Annotated in this window: 17 protein-coding genes; 8 read left to right on the plus strand and 9 right to left on the minus strand. The window is 70.1% G+C overall.

Going from position 1 to position 17661, the window contains the following annotated elements; translation table 11 throughout:
- Positions 1–52: 52 nt before the first annotated feature.
- Both lipB and AP234_RS09390 read left to right on the plus strand, forming a co-directional pair.
- Positions 53–688: a lipoyl(octanoyl) transferase LipB gene (gene lipB / locus AP234_RS09385; protein WP_055479175.1), complete on the plus strand. Its 636-nt coding sequence runs from the start codon at positions 53–55 to the stop codon at positions 686–688.
- A 44-nt stretch (positions 689–732) separates the two neighbouring features.
- The gene (locus AP234_RS09390) at positions 733–1479 is read left to right on the plus strand and encodes a DUF72 domain-containing protein (protein WP_055479176.1); all 747 of its coding nucleotides are present in this window, start codon (positions 733–735) and stop codon (positions 1477–1479) included.
- A gap of 52 nt (positions 1480–1531) precedes the next feature.
- Here AP234_RS09390 and AP234_RS09395 read toward each other — a convergent pair whose 3' ends face one another.
- Genes AP234_RS09395 through AP234_RS09410 form a run of 4 tightly spaced genes read right to left on the minus strand, consistent with a single transcriptional unit; the run spans position 1532 to position 4999 of the window.
- Complete coding sequence (locus tag AP234_RS09395; RefSeq protein ID WP_200926308.1) at positions 1532–2416, minus strand: metal ABC transporter permease; 885 nt, start codon at positions 2414–2416, stop codon at positions 1532–1534.
- On the minus strand, positions 2413–3297 hold the full coding sequence (locus tag AP234_RS09400; protein WP_200926310.1) for a metal ABC transporter permease: 885 nt from the start codon (positions 3295–3297) through the stop codon (positions 2413–2415). Before AP234_RS09400 ends, AP234_RS09395 begins: the two co-directional genes overlap by 4 nt.
- Positions 3294–4094: a metal ABC transporter ATP-binding protein gene (locus tag AP234_RS09405; protein ID WP_055479178.1), complete on the minus strand. Its 801-nt coding sequence runs from the start codon at positions 4092–4094 to the stop codon at positions 3294–3296. Before AP234_RS09405 ends, AP234_RS09400 begins: the two co-directional genes overlap by 4 nt.
- Entirely contained in the window at positions 4091–4999 is a 909-nt protein-coding gene (locus tag AP234_RS09410; protein WP_055479338.1) for a metal ABC transporter substrate-binding protein, read from the minus strand. The genes AP234_RS09405 and AP234_RS09410 overlap by 4 nt, the downstream gene beginning before the upstream one ends.
- 401 nt (positions 5000–5400) lie before the next feature.
- On the opposite strand from AP234_RS09410, the gene AP234_RS09415 reads away from it, so the two are divergent.
- Positions 5401–5841 (plus strand): hypothetical protein, encoded by a 441-nt coding sequence (locus tag AP234_RS09415; RefSeq protein WP_055479179.1) that lies wholly within the window; start codon positions 5401–5403, stop codon positions 5839–5841.
- A 15-nt stretch (positions 5842–5856) separates the two neighbouring features.
- On the opposite strand, the gene AP234_RS09420 is transcribed toward AP234_RS09415, so the two are convergent.
- Both AP234_RS09420 and AP234_RS09425 read right to left on the minus strand, forming a co-directional pair.
- Positions 5857–6672 (minus strand): SAM-dependent methyltransferase, encoded by an 816-nt coding sequence (locus AP234_RS09420; protein ID WP_235558055.1) that lies wholly within the window; start codon positions 6670–6672, stop codon positions 5857–5859.
- Positions 6673–6748: 76 nt separating this feature from the next.
- Positions 6749–7930, minus strand: coding sequence for a sulfite oxidase (locus AP234_RS09425; protein WP_083501931.1), 1182 nt, complete (start codon positions 7928–7930; stop codon positions 6749–6751).
- Between the two features lie 208 nt (positions 7931–8138).
- Here AP234_RS09425 and AP234_RS09430 point away from each other — a divergent pair, with 208 nt between their 5' ends.
- On the plus strand, positions 8139–9104 hold the full coding sequence (locus AP234_RS09430; protein WP_055479181.1) for a TIGR03557 family F420-dependent LLM class oxidoreductase: 966 nt from the start codon (positions 8139–8141) through the stop codon (positions 9102–9104).
- Between the two features lie 17 nt (positions 9105–9121).
- Here the strand turns inward: AP234_RS09430 and AP234_RS34800 are convergent, their stop codons facing one another.
- A complete protein-coding gene (locus AP234_RS34800) occupies positions 9122–10177 on the minus strand; it encodes a sulfite exporter TauE/SafE family protein (RefSeq protein ID WP_235558056.1) in 1056 nt (351 codons plus the stop codon).
- Positions 10178–10370: 193 nt separating this feature from the next.
- Positions 10371–11411, minus strand: a complete 1041-nt coding sequence (locus AP234_RS09440; RefSeq protein WP_152990325.1) for a LacI family DNA-binding transcriptional regulator — start codon at positions 11409–11411, stop codon at positions 10371–10373.
- 674 nt (positions 11412–12085) lie between these two features.
- Here AP234_RS09440 and AP234_RS09445 point away from each other — a divergent pair.
- The 3 genes from AP234_RS09445 to AP234_RS09450 all read left to right on the plus strand — a co-directional run bounded on the left by AP234_RS09445 (position 12086) and on the right by AP234_RS09450 (position 14057).
- Positions 12086–12538, plus strand: coding sequence for a DoxX family protein (locus AP234_RS09445; RefSeq protein WP_055479182.1), 453 nt, complete (start codon positions 12086–12088; stop codon positions 12536–12538).
- A gap of 145 nt (positions 12539–12683) precedes the next feature.
- On the plus strand, positions 12684–12824 hold the full coding sequence (locus AP234_RS37120) for a hypothetical protein (RefSeq protein WP_160330400.1): 141 nt from the start codon (positions 12684–12686) through the stop codon (positions 12822–12824).
- 15 nt (positions 12825–12839) lie between these two features.
- Positions 12840–14057 (plus strand): TIGR04053 family radical SAM/SPASM domain-containing protein, encoded by a 1218-nt coding sequence (locus tag AP234_RS09450; protein ID WP_055479183.1) that lies wholly within the window; start codon positions 12840–12842, stop codon positions 14055–14057.
- Here AP234_RS09450 and AP234_RS09455 read toward each other — a convergent pair.
- Positions 14050–15168 (minus strand): tellurite resistance/C4-dicarboxylate transporter family protein, encoded by a 1119-nt coding sequence (locus tag AP234_RS09455; RefSeq protein WP_160330401.1) that lies wholly within the window; start codon positions 15166–15168, stop codon positions 14050–14052. The two genes, AP234_RS09450 and AP234_RS09455, sit on opposite strands and share 8 nt — an antisense overlap.
- 287 nt (positions 15169–15455) lie before the next feature.
- Here AP234_RS09455 and AP234_RS09460 point away from each other — a divergent pair, with 287 nt between their 5' ends.
- The gene (locus tag AP234_RS09460) at positions 15456–16898 is read left to right on the plus strand and encodes a nitronate monooxygenase (RefSeq protein WP_235558057.1); all 1443 of its coding nucleotides are present in this window, start codon (positions 15456–15458) and stop codon (positions 16896–16898) included.
- Positions 16899–17661: the final 763 nt, after the last annotated feature.

Consider the following 17661-nt stretch of genomic DNA (forward strand, 5'->3'; position numbering starts at 1 on the left):
TGAACGCCTCCCGGCGGGCGGCATATGCTCGCATCGGAGAGGTGACGTGATTATGCGGGAACGGCCCCTGGCGCTGATCCAGGACGACCTGGTCGACTACGAAAAGGCCATGGAACGCATGGCCACGCTGGTCCGGGAACGGCAGGATGACGAGCGGCCCGACACACTGTGGCTGCTCAGCCATCCGGCGGTCTTCACGATCGGCAAGCGCACACCGGCGGAGCATCTGCCCGACCCGACGCACGGCATCCCCGTCGTGTCCACCGGCAGGGGCGGGCAGCTCACCTATCACGGTCCCGGCCAGCTGGTCGGCTACCTGATCGTGAAGCTGCGGGTCGGCGAGGGTGTCGTGGACTACATCCGCGAGGTGGAGACGCGCCTGGTCGAGGCGCTGGGCAAGCTCGGCGTGCCGGCCGAGCGCCGCGACACGCCGCCCGGATCGGAGCTGCTCACCGGGGTCTGGACCCGGAGCACCGGACGGAAGATCGTCTCCATCGGCATGCGCTCCAGCCGATCGGTCACCAGCCATGGTTTCGCCCTCAACGTCGACGGCGACCTGACCCCGTGGGACCTCGCGATCCCGTGCGGAATGCCGGATGTCGAGATGACCTCGATCGTCCGGGAGGTCGGCGGGGCGTCGATGGACGAGACCAGGACCGCGGTCGCCGACGCGTTCGAGGCCTCCTGAGCCGAGGCGACTTTCCGCCGCGGCACGCTGGGTAGGGGACCGGCATGCCGCTGTTCGTCGGGACCTCCGGATGGCAGTACGCCGACTGGCGTGACGTGCTCTATCCCGGGGTGGCGCAGCGGCGCTGGCTGGAGCGGTACGGCGAGGTGTTCGCGACCGTCGAGAACAACAACGCGTTCTACCGGTTGCCGAAGCAGGAGACGTTCGAGGCATGGCGCGACCGCACCCCCGACGACTTCGTGATGGCGGTCAAGGCCAGTCGGTTCCTCACCCACATCAAGCGGCTGGCGGACCCGGAGGAGCCGGTCGAGCGCCTGATGGGCGTCGCCGCCGGGCTCGGCGGCAAGCTCGGCCCGGTCCTGCTGCAGCTGCCGCCGACGATGCACGCCGACGCGGAACGCCTCGGGCGCTGCCTGGCCCGCTTCCCTGCCGGGGTGCGGATCGCGGTGGAGCCGCGGCACGCCTCGTGGTGGACCGATGAGGTACGCGATGTGCTCGCCTCTGCCGGAGCCGCGCTGTGCTGGGCCGATCACCTCGGGCGGCCGGACGGCCCACTGTGGCGCACCGCCGACTGGGCGTACCTGCGGTTCCACGAGGGGGCTGCCCGGCCGTGGCCGAGCTACGGGGCACGCGCGCTGCGGAGCTGGCTCGACCGGCTGGGCGACGTCCCGGACGCCTACGTGTACTTCAACAACGATCCCGGCGGCGCGGCCGTACGGAACGCGATCGCGTTCGCCGACCTGGCCCGCGCCGCCGGACGACCGGTGGCCCGGGCGGGCCCGCTGCCGTGATGCTGCCGTGATGCTGCCGTGACAGGTCGTGACAGTCGTGACGGCGCCGTGATCAGGACGAGCCGGCGTCGTTGACGGCTTCGAGGGCGACCGGGCGGCGGGTGGTCTCGGCCGGGGACCTCAGCCGGCCGCGTACGGCCGAGCCGAGGAAGGCCAGCCCGAACACGAATCCGACGAACAGCGCGATGGAGGCCCCGGCCGCGATGTCCCACCGCGTGGAGAGCCAGACCCCGGCCAGGCCGCAGCCGACGCCGATCACGGCCGAGATCGGGAAGAGCAGCGCCAGCCGGTCGGTGAGCAGCCGCGCGGTGGCGGCCGGCCCGACGAGCAGGGCCACGGCCAGGATCGCGCCGAGAGCGGGCACGGTCACCACGACCGTCACCTCGATGACGGCGAGCAGGATGAAGTCGAGCACCAGCGTGGGCAGCCCGGCGGCCGACGCCCCGACAGGGTCGAACGCGGAGAACAGCAGCTCCTTCCCGAGCGCGGCCAGCACGATCACGACCGCCACGGCGACGACCAGCGTCGAGGTGAGGTCGGCCGTGCTCACCGCCAGGATGTCACCGACCGTGTAGTGCGTCAGATCCTTGGAGAACCCGTCCTGGGCGGACACGAGCACGACGCCGAGAGCGAATCCGCCGGACAGCGCGATGCCGGTCGCCGCGGTGAGGTCCTGCCCGCGTGCCCGGGAGAACGCGACGATCGCGAGGACGATCAGCAGGCCGAACAGGCCGCCGCCGAGGTAGAGGTCGATGCCGAGCAGGGTGGCGATGACGACCCCGGGGAAGGTCGCGTGGGTCAGCGCCATGGTGAAGAACGGCAGTCGCCGTACGATCACGAGGACCCCGACCAGGCCGCCCAGCGCGCCGACCAGCGCCGCCTCGGTCATGGCCCGGTGCACCGTCGAGTCGAACCAGCTCATATCAGTCAAGATCACGCGGGCTCGACCTCCCCGGAGACCGCTCTCGACACTCGGCTCCTGGCCAGTCTGCGCCGCAGGATCCCGGCCGCGAACGCCAGGACGTACATCGCGACGAGGACCAGCACGACCGTGCCGCCGGAGGCGAGCCGCAGGCCATGGCTGACGGCGGCCTCGTAGCTCACGGCGAGCCCGAGCCAGCCGCCCGCCGCGCCGATGAGGCAGGCGAGCGGCACGATGACCGCCAGCCGATCGGACAGGGCGCGGGCGGCGGCGGCCGGCACGATCAGCAGTGCGATCACCAGGACCGTGCCGACCGCGCGCACCGAGGCCACGACCACGAGCGCGATGGCGGCGTTCAGGACCAGGTCGAGCAGGCCGACGCGGACGCCCGCCGCCCGGGCGCCCTCGGGGTCGAACATGCGCAGCATCAGCGGCCGCCGCAGCACGGCCAGCAGGGCCACGACGAGCACGGTCACCACACTGGTCTGTACGAGCTGCTCCTCGGTGACGGTGAGCACCCGGCCGAACAGGAACGCGGTGAGGTCGGCGGCGTAGCCGCTGCGCCGTGACACCAGCGCCACCCCGACGGCGAACAGCGTGGTGAGCAGCATGGCGAGCGCGGCGTCCTCGCTCACCCGGCGGGCGAACAGCGTGAGCAGGGCCGCCGTGACGGCCCCCGCGACCAGCGCGCCCCAGAAGATGCCGTCGTCCCCGGCCAGGATGTAGCCGATCACCACGCCGGGGAACACGGTGTGGGTGAGGGTGTCGGTGACGAACGCGAGGCGGCGGAGCAGGACCAGCACCCCGACCGTGCCGGCGAGCGCGCCGAGGATCACCAGCTGGGTCAGCGCCCGGGCCATGAACGGCAGCTGGAACGGCTCGAACAGAATGTTCATGTACGCGTCACGATCACTCGGTCGCCGCGCAGCTCCAGCGCCTGCCCGCCGTACGCCGCACGCAGCCGTTCGGGGGTGAGCACGGACTCGGTCGGGCCGAAGCCGTACTGATGCCGGTTGAGCAGGCACACCTCTTCGCAGGCCAGGTGCGCGATCGCCAGATCGTGCGTGCTGATGACGACGGCGGTGCCCTGCTCCTTGAGCGCCGCCATCGCCTCCAGCAGGGCGTGCTGGCTGACCGCGTCGACGCCGTTGAACGGCTCGTCGAGCAGCAGCAGCCGGGGGCGGGCGGCGATCGCCCGGGCGAGCAGCACGCGCTGGCGCTGGCCGCCGGACAACGTGCCGAACCTGTCGCGGGCCCGGCCGGCCAGCCCGACCCGTTCCAGGGCGGCGGCGACCTCGGCCCGGTCACCGGCGGAGGGACGGCGCAGCCAGCCGATCTTCCGATACCGGCCCATCATCACGACCTGCTCGACCGACACCGGGAAGTCCGGGTCGAGCGTGTCCGCCTGCGGCACGTAGGCCACCTCGCGCCGCGCCCGTGCGGGGGTCGTGCCGAGCACCTCGATCCTGCCGCGCACGACGGGCACGAGGCCGAGGATCGCCTTGATCAGTGTGGACTTGCCCGCGCCGTTCGGGCCGATCAGCGCGACCGCCTCGCCCGGGTGGACGACGCCGTCCAGCTCCTCCAGCGCCGGGACGTCCCCGTAGGCCACGCAGGCCCGGTCGAGCACGAGCGCCGCCGTACGGCCCGGCTGTTCCAACGTGACCTGGCCGGTAGTGGTTTCCTCGGTCATTCCACCGGTTCCTTCAGGGCGTTGACGATGGTGTCGGTGTTGTGCCTTTCCATCTGCAGGTAGGTGGCCCCGGCCGATCCCTCGGGGCCGAGCGTGTCGACGTAGAGCGAGTCCTCTCCGGCCACGACCTTCACCCCGGTCTCCCGTCCGATGGCCTCGGCCGTCTTCGGCGGCAGCGACGCCTCGGAGAACACGGCGGTCACGCCGGCGGCCTTGATCTTGGCGGCCAGGTCGGAGATCTGCCTGGCGGACAGCTCGGCGGAGGTGTCGAAGCTGGGGATGATCGACCCGACGAAGGTCAGGTTGTACCGATCGATGTAGTAGCCGAAGGCGTCGTGGTTGGTCACCAGCTTGCGCCGATCGGCGGGGATCGACTCGATCTTCTCGGCGATCTCCGCGTCCAGCTCCTTGAGCTTGGCCGCGTAGATGGACAGATTGCGCTGGTAGGTCGGCCTGTCGGTGGGATCGGCCTCGGCGAACCCCGTCATGATGTTGGCCGCCATGATCTCGGCGTTCCGCGGGTCGTGCCAGATGTGGGGGTCGCCGTCCGCGTGCTCGGAGTCGTCTCCCTTGCGGATCCGTACGTCCCGGCTGGCGTCCACCACGGTGCCTTTGAACCCCGCCGCGTCGATGACCGGGTCCAGCCACTTCTCCAGGCCCACGCCGTTCTTCACGATGACGTCGGCCTCGGCGATGGCCTGGATGTCCAGCGGGGACGGCTCGTAGTCGTGCGGGTCGACGTTCGGCTTGAGGATCTGGTGGAGCTCCACGCTGTCACCGCCGACGTTGCGGGCGAAGTCGGCCACCTCGGTGGTCGTCGCCACGACCTTCAGCTTCCCCGTGGCGGTGGCCCCCGAGGAGTTCTCGGAGCCGCCGCAGGCGGTCACGAGGAGCACTGCGAGCATGGCGAGCACCGCTGACGACGATCGGGACAGTAGCGATAACACCTCGGGCTCCTCAGGAAGTTTGTGTAGTTGAGGGAAGCTACCGCCGAATCGTGACGCAAATGAAAATGATTGTCAAATGCACTCCGATGTCCTCGGCCGCGCGGCACGGCCGGCCGTACGGACGAAATCGCAAGATCGTTAAAGATGTTCTCGCAGGTCAAGCGGGTGTTGTGCGAGAAAGTGCAAGATCACGAACCGGGTTCGCCGAGGTGGCGGGGCGGGTGTGCGAGAAAACGCAAGATCACGGGGAGGGGGTGGTTGGGGAGGTGAGGGTCTTCTTCCCTCCGACATGATCGGCTCTGCCGTGGGCAGGCGGACCGTGTCAACGAACCGCAATCACAGCGTGGAGGAGGGGTGAAATGGTCATCCTGGGCGTTCTTCTCATCCTGGCCGCCGTCGCGGCCATGGCCGGAGTGTGGATGGACGGCACCGGGGGCACCACCCCGATCACCGTCCTGGACCGGACGTTCAACCTGACCCCGTTCGAGCTGTTCGCCGCGGGCGCGGCGGCGGGGATCGTCTTCATGATCGGTCTCGGCCTCGTCGGCGCGGGTTTGCGCCGTACCACTGCTCGGCATCGCCGCCGGCGTGAGGAACGGCGATCGGAACGCGAACGGCTGAACCGGCTGGAGTCCGAGAAGCGCGATCTGGAACGCCGGCTGCGGAACATCAGGACGGCCCCCGAGGACGCGCCGCGCCCTGCTTCCGAGAGCCCCGCGACCGCCGACCGCCTGGTGGCGGACGGTTCCCGAGCAGACGGCTCCCGGGCGGCCGACGATCGCGCCGGCGCGCGGCGTTGACGGACCGGCGCCGGCTCACATCGAGCGGCCGACTCCGCAGAGGAACCAGGTCGGCGTGGCCCGTCCGGCGGACCCGGCCAGGGGCTCCTGGTCGGGGCGCCACTCGTCCTCCCGTACGAGACCCGGTTCGACGAGCTCGAACCCGTCGAACATCCCCAGGATCCGCTCCCGGCTTCTGAGCGTCACGCTCATGTTGGCGTCGCGGTAGACCTCGGCCGCCTGATGCGCGGTGTCGGGCCGCTCCTCCGCGGTCACGTGCGACAGCACCAGATAGCTCCCGCGTGGTACGGCATCGCGCAGCCTGCCGATGAGATCGTCGGGTTTGTCGCTGTCGGAGATGAAGTGCAGCACGGCGACCAGCAGGATCGCGACGGGCTCGGTGAAGTCGATCAGTGAGTTCAGTTCGGGGTCGTCGAGGATGGCCTCCGGATCCCGCAGATCGCCCTGCACGGCGATGGTGTTGGTCGTGCTGGACAGCAGGGCCCTGGCGTGGCTGAGCACCACGGGATCGTTGTCCACGTAGGCGACCTGGGTTCCGGGGTCCACCTCCGCCGCGACCTCGTGGACGTTGCCCTGGGTGGGCAGGCCCGCGCCGATGTCGACGAACTGCCGGATGCCGGCCTCGGCGACCAGATAGCGGACGGCTCTGCGCAGGAACGCGCGGTTCTGCCTCGCCAGCTCGCGGGCCTCGGGTGCGATGGTCAGAACGCGCTCGGCGGCCTCCCGATCGGTTGGAAAGTTGTCCTTGCCCCCAAGGAAGTAGTTGTACATGCGGGCGGCGTTCGGGATGTGCGAGTCGATGCCCGTGGGCACCGCTGCGTCCTCGGCCAAGCGCCGTCTCCTCTCACTGAATCGAGAGATCCTCCTACCGCGAGCATATGGGCCGATGACAGCCAATCAAGAGATTTCAGACCGAATGAGTCGTTCTCGCTCCCGTTCCGGCCCGTGCCGACGACCGAGGACGCGGCTCGGCCACGTGTACGGGATGGGCCAGCACCGAGTGATGGCAGTAGCCGAGGGCGTTCCAGGGGGTCTGCTCCGGCTGGGTGCGCCCCTGGTCGTCGGTGGCCCGGACCCGGATCACGTGATCACCGGGTTGGGCGTCCCAGCGGAACTGCCAGCGCACCCAGACACCCGGCTCCCGTCGGGTGTCGACGTCGGCGGCGTGCCAGGGGCCGTCGTCGACGCGGTAGTGCACCGCGTCGACGAGGTGCTCGCCGGCGAACGCCCGCCCCCGCACGATGTTCCGCCCCGGGAACAGCTGGGCGGGCCAGGGCAGCTCCACCAGGCTCGCGACCGGGATGCCGGTGATCGGGACGCCCGGCGCCGGACGGCCGGTGAGAGGGTCGCCCGCGATGAGGACGTAGTCGTCGGTGTTCCACGGGACCCGGAGCCGCCTCGTGGACACCTCGATCCGGCCCACCCACTTGATGCTCGCGGCACCGAGCCAACCGGAGACCACGACGCGGGCCGGATGGCCGTGATCGGCCGGCAGCACCTCGCCGTTCATGGCGAGCGCGAGCAGGGTGTCGGGCGCCAGCGCCTTGGCGAGCGGCATCGGGCGGCGGGCGCGCACCTCGTCGAGGCCCTCCGGCATGACCTCGCACGCGTCGTCGGTGACGCCGGCCGCCTCCAGCAGGTCGCGCAGCCGAACCCCGGTCCACTCGGCCGTGCCGATCGCGCCGCGCTCCCACGAGACGCCCTCGAAACCACAGCCGTGCTCCGCGCCGAACAGGCGTCGCCGGTTCCCCGCGCACTCTATCGTGCGCACCACGGAGACCAACGGGAAGCGCCGCCACAGGTCGTCATAGGTGTAGGACACGGACCGTCGCACGCCGTCGCCCTCGATCAGCAGCGACCAGGCCGCCGGGTCGATGCGGGGGGTGGGCGCGTGGTTGCGTACGAAGAAGCGGTCGACGGGGGTGAGGAAGCCGGGAATGCGGTCGGGGCGCGTCTCGTAGTTGAGACCGGTGCCGGTGTCCTCCATCAGGTCGGCGGGCGTCGGCTTCACGACCTGCCGCGTCGCCGGCGGAGCCGCAGCCGTACGCGGGGTTCCGGATGCGGCTCCGTGTCGTAGTCGATCTTCCATCGCGGTTTCCTCCGGGCGTCTCTCGTCTCTCCGGGTCTTGTCTCCGGGTCTTCTCCGGGTCTTGGGGAACCGGTGTCTCCAGAGCATGGGGTCCTACCCGCGGTGTGCCCGTGCGCTCACGAGTACGCCCCCGAGCAGGTGGGCCGATCATCGGCAAAGAGGCCTTTGCACCGGCGAGAATCCCGCACCGGTGGGTAGGGGCCGATTCATGGCAGAGATCGGCTACACGATGCTGTGCGAACAGACGCCGGCCAGGCAGTTGGTCGACGACGCGGTCACGGCGGAACGGGTCGGGTTCGACTACGCGGTCGTCTCCGACCACTACTTCCCGTGGCTGGAGGAGCTGGGGCATTCGCCGTACGCGTGGTCGGTGCTGGGCGCGACGGCGCAGGCCACCGAGCGGCTGCCGCTGATGACCTATGTGACCTGCCCGATCATGCGCTATCACCCCGCCGTGGTGGCGCAGAAGGCGGCCACGATGGGCGTGCTGAGCGAGGGCCGGTTCACGCTCGGCCTGGGGGCGGGGGAGAACCTCAACGAGCACGTGGTCGGGCAGGGCTGGCCGCCCGTCAACATCCGGCACGAGATGTTCCGGGAGGCCATCGAGATCATCAAGATGCTGTTCGAAGGCGACTACCGGAACTTCCGGGGTGAGTTCTTCGACCTCGACTCGGCCAAGCTGTACGACCTGCCGGAGCGGCCGGTGCCCGTGGCGGTCGCGGCCTCGGGCGCCCAGTCCCTGGGGATCGCTGCGGAGTACGGCGACGCCCTCGTGGCGACCGACCCGGACGGCCGGCTGGTCGAGGGGTTCGCCGCCTCGGGAGGTGAGGGCAAGCCGGTCTACGGTCAGCTCGCGATCTGCTACGACCAGGATCGCGAAGCCGCCGTGGAGCGGGCGCATCGGCTGTGGCGCTGGTCGCTGCCCGGCTGGAAGGTGATGTCGGAGCTGCCCGCGCCGGTCAACTTCGCCGCCGGCACGGAAACGGTGCGTCCCGAGGACGTCGCCGGGAAGGTGCCGTGCGGTCCGGACGCCGACGCCGTCGTCGAGGCGGTGCGGCGGTTCACCGACGCGGGATTCACCCACGTCGCCTTGGTCCAGATCGGGCACGAGCACCAGCGGGAGTTCTTCGACTGGTCGGAGAAGGAACTGCTGCCCGCGCTCCGGCGGCTCTGACCTCGGACGCTGTCCGGTCAAGCCGCGACGTCCGGGGAGCTCGTCGGATTCTCCGGCGTGGCGACGGCCCACCGCGGATGACCTCCGGCCCACCGCGTCCGGGTCCACGGCAGCGCCGGGAGGCCGTACCGCACGCGCAGGGCCATCCAGAGGATCGGCGCGGCGACCGCCACGCCGATGAGGACCCACACGGTGGCGGCGTTGCCGACGTCGAACATCTTCAGCGCCGACGCCAGCAGCACGAACGCCAGAGCCCGGCGGATCAGTCCGCCGGGGGCCCGGGCGGAGATCCGTGAGCCGAGATAGACGCCGGGGATCGAGCCGGCCAGCAGCGCGACGGTGACCTCGAGGCGGAAGTCGCCGAACAGCAGGTGGCCGAGCGCGGCCGAGATGACGAGCGGCACGGCCTGCACCAGGTCCGTGCCGACGAGCTGGTTGGCCTTGAGCACGGGATAGAGGGCCAGCAGGGCCACGATGATCAACGAGCCGGAGCCGACCGAGGTGATGCCGACCACGAGCCCGCCGACCGCGCCGACCAACGCGGTCGGGAGCGGCCGCACCTGAACGGCGGGCTCGGCCGGACCCGCCGCATCGGCCGATCCGGCCAGATCGGCAGGGCCGGTCAGATCGGCAGGCTTGACCGGGTTGGCTGGGTCGGCGTTCGCCGTACGACTCCGCGCCCGGTCCTTCAGCGAGAGCCAGCCCCGCATGACCAGCCCGCCGGTCGCGAGCAGGAGCGCGACGCCCATGCCGATCTGGATCACGCGCTGAATGTCGGCTCCGTCTCCCAGCGCACGCGCGATCAGGACGCCGCAGAACGCCGCCGGGACCGAACCGGCGCACAGCCAGCCGACGAGTCTGAGGTTGACGGTGCCGTGCCGGAGATGAACGAGGCCGCCGACCGGTTTCATCACGGCGGCGGCCACGAGGTCGCTGGAGACGGCGGTGAGCGGGGGAACGCCGAAGAACGTGACGAGCATGGGCGTCATGAGTGCGCCACCGCCCATGCCGGTCAATCCGACGACGACGGCGACCAGGAACGAGCCGATCGCCATGCTGTAGTCGAAATGCACCTCATAACCCTACCTAACCAATCGGGATTATGGATAGTGCCAACGGGGATGGCGCCGAAGGGATGGCGTGAGCCGAGGATGGCGAGATCCGGGGTCAGGGCAGCTACCCGGGCGCCCCGTTCGCAAACCGTGTTCGGGACCCGTGTGTTCGGGACCCGTGTGTTCAGGGACCGTGTGTTCAGGGACCGTGTGTTCAGGAACGGCGTGGCGGGGCCGTGCTCTGCCGGAGGGTGAGCGTCGTGGCGAGCTCGACGCGGTGCTGTTCGAGCTCCTCGCCGTTGGCCAGCGCCACGACCATCTTCGCCGCTGCGGCGCCCATCTGGACCAGCGGCTGCCGTACGGTCGTGAGGGCGGGGCCGGCCCACTGGGTGAACGGCAGATCGTCGAACCCGACGACGCTGAGGTCCTCGGGGATGCGCAGGCCGGCCTGTCTGGCCGCCTCGTAGACGCCCAGGGCCTGCAGGTCGTTGGCCGTGAAGATCGCGGTCGGGGGATCGGGCAGCCGCAGCAACTCGGCGCCGTCACGCAGCCCGCCCTCGACATAGAGCGTGCTTATCCGGACGAGGTCCGGGTCCACCGGGGCGCCTGCCGCGTCCATCGCGGCCCGGTAACCGTCGAGCCGGGCGCGGCAGCACGGCCACTGCACCGGGCCGCTCAGCATGGCGATCCGCCGATGCCCAAGATCGAGCAGGTGCCGGGTGGCCGTCACCCCGCCGGTCCAGTTGGTGGCCCCCACCGAGGGCGTCTCGTGGAGCGGTTCACCGGTCGGATCCAGCACGACGAGCGGGATCGAACGGGTGGCGAGTTGCGACTGCTGCTGGACGGTGAGTTCGGAGAAGACCGCGATGACGCCGGTCGGACGCCGGGCCAGCACCTGCTCCGTCCAGGCCTTCCCGGGCGTCAGCCGGCCCTGCATCTCGGTGAGCACCACGGCGAGTTCGTGTTTCCGCGCGACCTGCTCGACACCCCGGATGATCTCAAGGGCCCAGAGGCTCTCCAGCGCGTGGAAGACCAGCTCCAAGATCGCGGCAGAACCGCTCTCCCGCCGCCGGTATCCGTACTCCCGCAGGACGTCCTCCACCCGCTGGCGCGTGCTGAGCGCCACGCCCGCCTGGCCGTTGAGCACCCTGGACACGGTCGGCGCTGAAACGCCGGCGAGGTTTGCGATCTTGGCAATGGTCAGCCCCTGCCGATGGAGTCCTTCCCCGTCCTGGCGCTGATCGCTCGCAGTCACCGCCCCAGTTTACGCACACGGCCGCACACCGAATGATCTTGATGCCCGTGCCGTCGCGGGTGCTTCCAGGGTGGTGTAGCGGTCCACCGGCACCTTCCGTCTGACAAAGAAACTTTCACCGGAATATTCGTCGGTGCGCGGCGCCGTCGCATGCCGGTTACGCGGAAAGCGGCAGGTAAAGAAGGGCGGGGCGGGTAAGAGCGGGGGGTCGCATAAGCGGGCTTACCGTGGTCACGGTTGAAATGTTGACTATGGGTACCCCCGAAAGTATTCTCGTGGTTGCCGTTCGGGACTTGTTCGATGGTGAATTCGTCCCGGGCGATCCTCGCGGTTCGCGATCGTAACAACGATCGTATCCAGCGAAAATGTCACCAGGTTGCGCTCCTTTCGCGCCTGTGCGGGCGGTGGTGGTACGCCCGCACGGTTTCGGATCTCGTCGAGGTACGGCGGGATCGGTGGTCAGAGGGAGGACCATGCACCGGTTGTGACATCGTCGTGGATCAGTTCTCTTCCACGTTTTCCCACGTTGATTGATATCCGATTTCACCACGGGCGCCGGTTCGACGTTTTTCAGCCGACGCCTGACTGGGGCATTTTCCAAAATGCCGCCGTGGCCTTCGCTCCTATGCGTGAAACCGGTACGGCGGCCACCGCGAGAATCAAGAGGTGATTGCATGAAGTTCGACCGGTACTCCGGGCCCGTGCTCTCGCTGTTCCGCATCGTGACGGGACTGCTGTTCTTCTGCCACGGACTGTCGTCGATCTTCAACGTGTTCGGCGGCAACCAGGGGTCGGGACAGGCGATCCCGATCGGCACCTGGCCCGGGTGGTGGGCGGCGCTCATCCAGGTGGTCTGCGGGGGGCTCATCGCCATCGGGCTCTTCGCCCGCGCCGGCGCCTTCCTCTCCTCCGGATCCATGGCGTACGCGTATTTCGTCGTCCACCAGCCGCGGGAACTGCTGCCGCTGCAGAACGGGGGGGAGCTTCCCGTGCTGTTCTGCTGGTCATTCTTCCTGATCTTCATACTCGGGGCGGGTCCGTGGTCGCTGGACGCGGTGCTCAGTCGCCGGGGAAGGCAGGCCGAGGCGCCCGCACCGGTTCTGGCGGAGGCATCGGTCGAAGGGTGAGCCCGGCCCCGCGCGCGGCGGGGCTCGCCATCTGTCGAGAGTGTGACCGGTGGCCCGCCTTCGGGGGGCTTTGGTCACTACAGGCGGCATCCTGCGTCGGCTTGGATCGGTGACGGGTTCCCGACTCCGACGCAGGAGGTCTTCCGTGCCGATCGCCGAGCAGTTCACCGACATCTTCAGGCACCGCGAGGTCCGCGACCGGCTCCTGTCGCTGATCCGCGATTTCGAGGCGGGGGACACGGCCGGCACCGTCCGTCCCCGTTCCATCTGGCCGTTGTCCGCCTGATCGCCGGGAACAGTGATGAACGACGAACCGGCGCCTGCCGCCGTACGCACACGTCCTCCCCTGCGCCGGGTCCGCCACGACGCCGCGCTCGCCCCCTTCATCGTGATCTGGGAGGCGACCCGGGCCTGCCCGCTGGCCTGCCTGCACTGCCGGGCCGAGGCGAGGCCGCACCGCAATCCCGCCGAGCTGACCACGGCGGAGGCCGACGCGCTGATGCGCCAGGTCGTGGCCTTCGGCCGGCCCGCCCCGCTGTTCGTCATCACCGGCGGCGACCCCTTCCAGCGGCCCGACCTGTTCGATCTCGTACGGCAGGCCGTACGGCTCGGCCTGGCCCCCGCCGTGTCCCCGTCGGTCACGCCCACCGTCACTCCGGCGGCACTCGGCCGTCTGCACGAGGTGGGCGCGCGGGCCGTCTCGCTCAGCCTGGACGGGGCGAGCGCCCGGACCCACGACGGATTCCGCGGCATCGACGGGGTGTTCCGGCAGACCTTCCACGCCTGGCAGGCGGCCAAGCAGGCGGGCCTCAAGGTGCAGATCAACACCACCGTCACCAAGCACAACCTGGACGAGCTGCCGCAGGTGGCGCGGCTCGTCCGCGACCACGGCGCGTCCCTGTGGAGCCTGTTCTTCCTCGTCCCGACCGGCCGGGCGCGCACCCTCGACGGGCTGACCGCGCGCGAGGCGGAGGACGTCCTGCACTTCGCCTACGACCTCGGATCGGCGATCCCCGTCAAGACGACCGAGGCGCACCACTTCCGCCGGGTCATGATCCAGCGGAAGATCCTGGAGCGCCACGGGGCCGACCACGCGCGGGTGCTCGGGCTGGGCCGTCTCTACCGTTCGCTGCGCAAGCAGGCGGTGCGCTTCGGCCTCATGCGCGACACCCGGGTACGCCGCCCGCCGCTGGACGTCAACGCGGCCAGGGGTTTCGTGTTCGTGTCGCACACCGGCGACGTTTACCCCTCGGGCTTCCTGCCCCTCCTGGCGGGCAACGTACGCGATCACCCGCTGACCGAGATCTACCGGTCCTCGTCGGTGTTCAAGCGGCTGCGCGACCCGGACCTCCTGGGCGGCAGATGCGGGGCCTGCGAGTTCCGTACGGTATGCGGGGGCTCGCGGTCCCGGGCATACGCCCTCACGGGCGATCCCATGGCGGACGATCCCTGGTGCGCCTACACCCCCGGGAGCTTCCCCTACGAGCAGGACCTCAAGGCGGTGGGCCTGATCAGCTGAGAGGTTTCGTCCGCCGAGTCAGCCAGGGGGTGAGCCGGGGGGTGATCCGGACGAGCAGCGTGACGAGCATCGCCACGAAGGTGACCGCCCAGGCGGGGAAGGCCACCCAGACCCACGCCCGCCCGATCTCCTCGATGATCGGCAGCCCGACGACCCGGCCGAGTTCCATGCCCGCCGTGGCGTACATGCCGAGCGGGAACACGATGCTCCACAGCTGCGGCAGATATTCGAGCCGGGTACGGCGCAGCACGTGCCGCCACAGGCCGAACAGGACGAGCATCGGGATCAGCCAGGTCCCGAACGCCCACAGCACGATGCCGAGACCGGCGAGCACGGGCCGGGCCGCGTCGGTCGCCGGGGTCGAGGGCATGCCGAGGATCCCGGCCGCGGCCAGCACGGTGATCGCCGTGGCGCCCATGGTGACCCAGTACGGCGGGGTCAGGTCCTCCGGACGCACCTCGAGCAGCAGCAGGCGGGTCAGCACGAGCGTGGCGACCATCAGGTACAGCACCACGCCGACCGACCACATCAGCACGGCGGCGAGCCCGGCGGTCTCCACGATCGCGGCATGCCCGCGGTACGCCGTACCGATCACGGAGGCGGTCACGGCCAGCGACTGGGTGCCGACGACCCAGATGAACCAGGTGCCGTTCACGCCGGCGAGCACCGGTCGGGGTCGCGGGCCGAGGATGAGCCGCACCGGGATGCCGTAACTCAGGCCCGCCCAGGCCAGGAAGGCGATCACGCCCAGCACGCAGGCGACGGAGGGCCAGGCCGCGCCGGCCGACCGGGCGCCGATCACGTTGCACGCGGCGACGAAGGTGAAGAACGCGTACGCCCGATCGGGCGCCGACAGGTCCGCGGCCACCTCGCGCGGGAAGACCGTGGCGCGGATCGCCGTCGCCGCGGCCAGCACGACGAGGCAGATCGCGCCGATGACCAGCAGCAGCGCCGACATGGCCGACCAGCCGATGTCGCGCAGCCCCGACGACACGATCCCCGTCGCCATCACGAGCGCGAAATAGCCGGGATAGAGCCGGCGCAGCGCGCCGAAGCGCTTCTCGCGGGTCGGTCGGCTGACGCGACGCACCTGAATGATCTGGTCGGCCAAGGAGTGCTCCACGGCATGACGGCGAACGGGCGGCGTCGAGTGTCTCCCGACTCGAACGTCCAGTTTAGGGGCCATGGTCCCGGCGATTCGGGACGGGTGACCCCGGATGTCCGGCCGCCGGCCGGTCGGCTGCGTGATCAGAAGGGACTATGAGCCTGGTTTTGGGGACCAAAGTCCCCACCCTTTCGTTCGGGCTGCCGGGCATGCTCTGAAGCCGGGACCGGTTCCGACGGGGAGGCGCTTCATGGTTCGTGGATTCACCGGGACGTCCGGGGACGGACGTCGCCGTGGTTGAGCGTGAGCCGGCCCTTCCGGTCGTCATCCAGGGCGGCATGGGCGTCGGGATCTCGGGGTGGCGGCTGGCGCGCACGGTGGCGATGACCGGCCAGCTCGGGGTCGTGTCCGGCGTCGCCCAGGACGCCCTGATGGCCCGCCGTCTGCAACTGGGCGACCTCGACGGGCACGTGCGCCGGGCACTGGCGAATTTCCCGAACCAGGAGATCGTCGAACGGATCCTGCAGAAGTTCTTCGTCCCCGGCGGGATAGCCCCGGGGACCCCGTTCCGGCCGGTCCCGCGGTTGGGCCTGCGTCAGAACCGGTGGCGCGACGAGCTGACCGTGGCGGGCAACTTCGTCGAGGTGTGGCTGGCCAAGGAGGGCCACGACGGCCTGGTGGGCATCAACTACCTGGAGAAGATCCAGCTCGCCACCCCGGCCGCCGTGTACGGCGCGATGCTCGCCGGGGTCGACTACGTGCTGATGGGGGCCGGCATCCCCAGCGAGATCCCCGCGCTGCTGGACGCGCTCGCCGTACCCGCCGCTGTGGAGCTGTCGATAACGGTCGCCGGGGCCGAGGCCGGGGACCGGCACGCCATCGAGTTCGATCCGGCCGGGCTGGTCGCCGATCCGGCCGCCGACCCGCCGCGCAGGCCGCGCTTCCTCGCCATCGTCTCCTCCGACGTGCTCGCCCTCTACCTGAACCGGTCTCCGGTCACCCGGCCGGACGGGTTCGTGGTGGAGGCCCCGTCGGCCGGGGGACACAGCGCCCCGCCGCGCGGGCGGCTACGTCTCGACGACGCCGGCGAACCCGTATACGGCCCCCGCGACCACGCCGACCCGGCCAAGGTCGCCGCCCTCGGCCTGCCGTTCTGGCTCGCCGGCGGCCAGGCGACGCCGGAGGCGCTGGCGGCGGCCCGTGCCGTCGGGGCCGCCGGGATCCAGGTCGGTACGGCTTTCGCACTGTGCCGCGAGTCCGGCATGGCGCCCGAGCTGCGGCGAAAGCTGCTCGACGACGCGGTCGAGGGCAGCCTGGAGGTGCGCAACGACCCGTACGCGTCCCCGACGGGGTTTCCTTTCAAGGTCGCCAAGGTGCCCGAGACGCTCTCGGAGGAGGAGGTCTACGCTGAGCGGCCTCGCCTGTGCGACCTGGGCTATCTGCGCACGCCGTACCTGAAGGCCGACGGCGCGGTGGGCTACCGCTGCCCGGCCGAACCGGTCGACGACTACGTGCGCAAGGGCGGAACCGTGGAGGAAACGGTCGGCCGCCGCTGCCTGTGCAACGCGCTCACCGCCGACATCGGCCTCGGGCAGCACCGCCGCGACGGCTACGCCGAGCCGCCGCTGCTGACCCTCGGCCAGGACGTGAGCTTCCTGAAGGGCTTCCTGGACGGTTTCCCCTCCGGCGAGTACGGCGCCGCCGACGTCATCCGCCACCTGCTGGGCCCCGAATGACGTGTCCGTCGTCCAGCCGCGGTCACGCCAATCCTCGTAAGAATCTTTCGCCATACAGAACCAGTATGTGTGATGGAGGTCACACATATGGATTAGGGTGGTGCGTGAGCTGTGAGATATGCCCATTCTAGTTACGTAGAGTAATGTTTTCGCCGCAGTTCTGATCTTGACTGGTCGCTGTCAGCGGCGCATGATCCGTTTCGTTCCTTTATCTGGGCTTTATGCGGGTCTTGTGAGGCGGGCGGTCTGAGAGCGTGGCCGTGCGCCCGCTGATGATGCGGGAGGGTGCGGCGTGCCGGTTTCACGTGCTCGGGTGGAACGATTCGGGTGGTCACGTCGCAGGCTCGCGCATGCCTTGACCGGCGCGGTCGTTGGTTTGGCGGTGTTCGTCGCCGGGATCGGCGTTCCGGATGGGCTGGTGCGGAATGCCGCTGCGGATTCGTCTTCATCGGGTGGTGAGCGCAGCGTCGAGGGCCGCGCGGTCGCGGCGAAGCCGGTACCCAAGGGGGCTGAGGACGAACTTGTGCCGGCCAGGCGTGCGGCGCCTCGGTGGCCGAAGGCGGGTTCGGGCCATGCCGATCTTTCCAAGGGTTCAGGAGCGGTGGCGGTTGCGGGGTTGCCGGTGTCGGTGGCTCCGGTGGTGCTTCCGACTACGAAGCCGTCCCCTACTGCCACGCCGTCACCGACCGCGAAACCGTCTCCCACTGTGAAGCCGTCGGCCTCGCCGAGCGGCAAGGCCAGGGACACGAGGGCGTCGCGGTCA

The sequence above is a fragment of the Sphaerimonospora mesophila genome (genome assembly GCF_001417795.1).
Taxonomy (GTDB): Bacteria; Actinomycetota; Actinomycetes; order Streptosporangiales; family Streptosporangiaceae; genus Sphaerimonospora; species Sphaerimonospora mesophila.

Bases quoted from the DNA above. Each gene is read 5' to 3' on its own strand.
- lipB (WP_055479175.1), top strand. From the start codon at position 53: ATGCGGGAACGGCCCCTGGCGCTGATCCAGGACGACCTGGTCGACTAC.
- AP234_RS09390 (WP_055479176.1), top strand. From the start codon at position 733: ATGCCGCTGTTCGTCGGGACCTCCGGATGGCAGTACGCCGACTGGCGT.
- AP234_RS09400 (WP_200926310.1), bottom strand. From the start codon at position 3,297: ATGAACATTCTGTTCGAGCCGTTCCAGCTGCCGTTCATGGCCCGGGCG.
- AP234_RS09405 (WP_055479178.1), bottom strand. From the start codon at position 4,094: ATGACCGAGGAAACCACTACCGGCCAGGTCACGTTGGAACAGCCGGGC.
- AP234_RS09410 (WP_055479338.1), bottom strand. From the start codon at position 4,999: ATGCTCGCAGTGCTCCTCGTGACCGCCTGCGGCGGCTCCGAGAACTCC.
- AP234_RS09415 (WP_055479179.1), top strand. From the start codon at position 5,401: ATGGTCATCCTGGGCGTTCTTCTCATCCTGGCCGCCGTCGCGGCCATG.
- AP234_RS09425 (WP_083501931.1), bottom strand. From the start codon at position 7,930: ATGGAAGATCGACTACGACACGGAGCCGCATCCGGAACCCCGCGTACG.
- AP234_RS09430 (WP_055479181.1), top strand. From the start codon at position 8,139: ATGGCAGAGATCGGCTACACGATGCTGTGCGAACAGACGCCGGCCAGG.
- AP234_RS09445 (WP_055479182.1), top strand. From the start codon at position 12,086: ATGAAGTTCGACCGGTACTCCGGGCCCGTGCTCTCGCTGTTCCGCATC.
- AP234_RS09450 (WP_055479183.1), top strand. From the start codon at position 12,840: ATGAACGACGAACCGGCGCCTGCCGCCGTACGCACACGTCCTCCCCTG.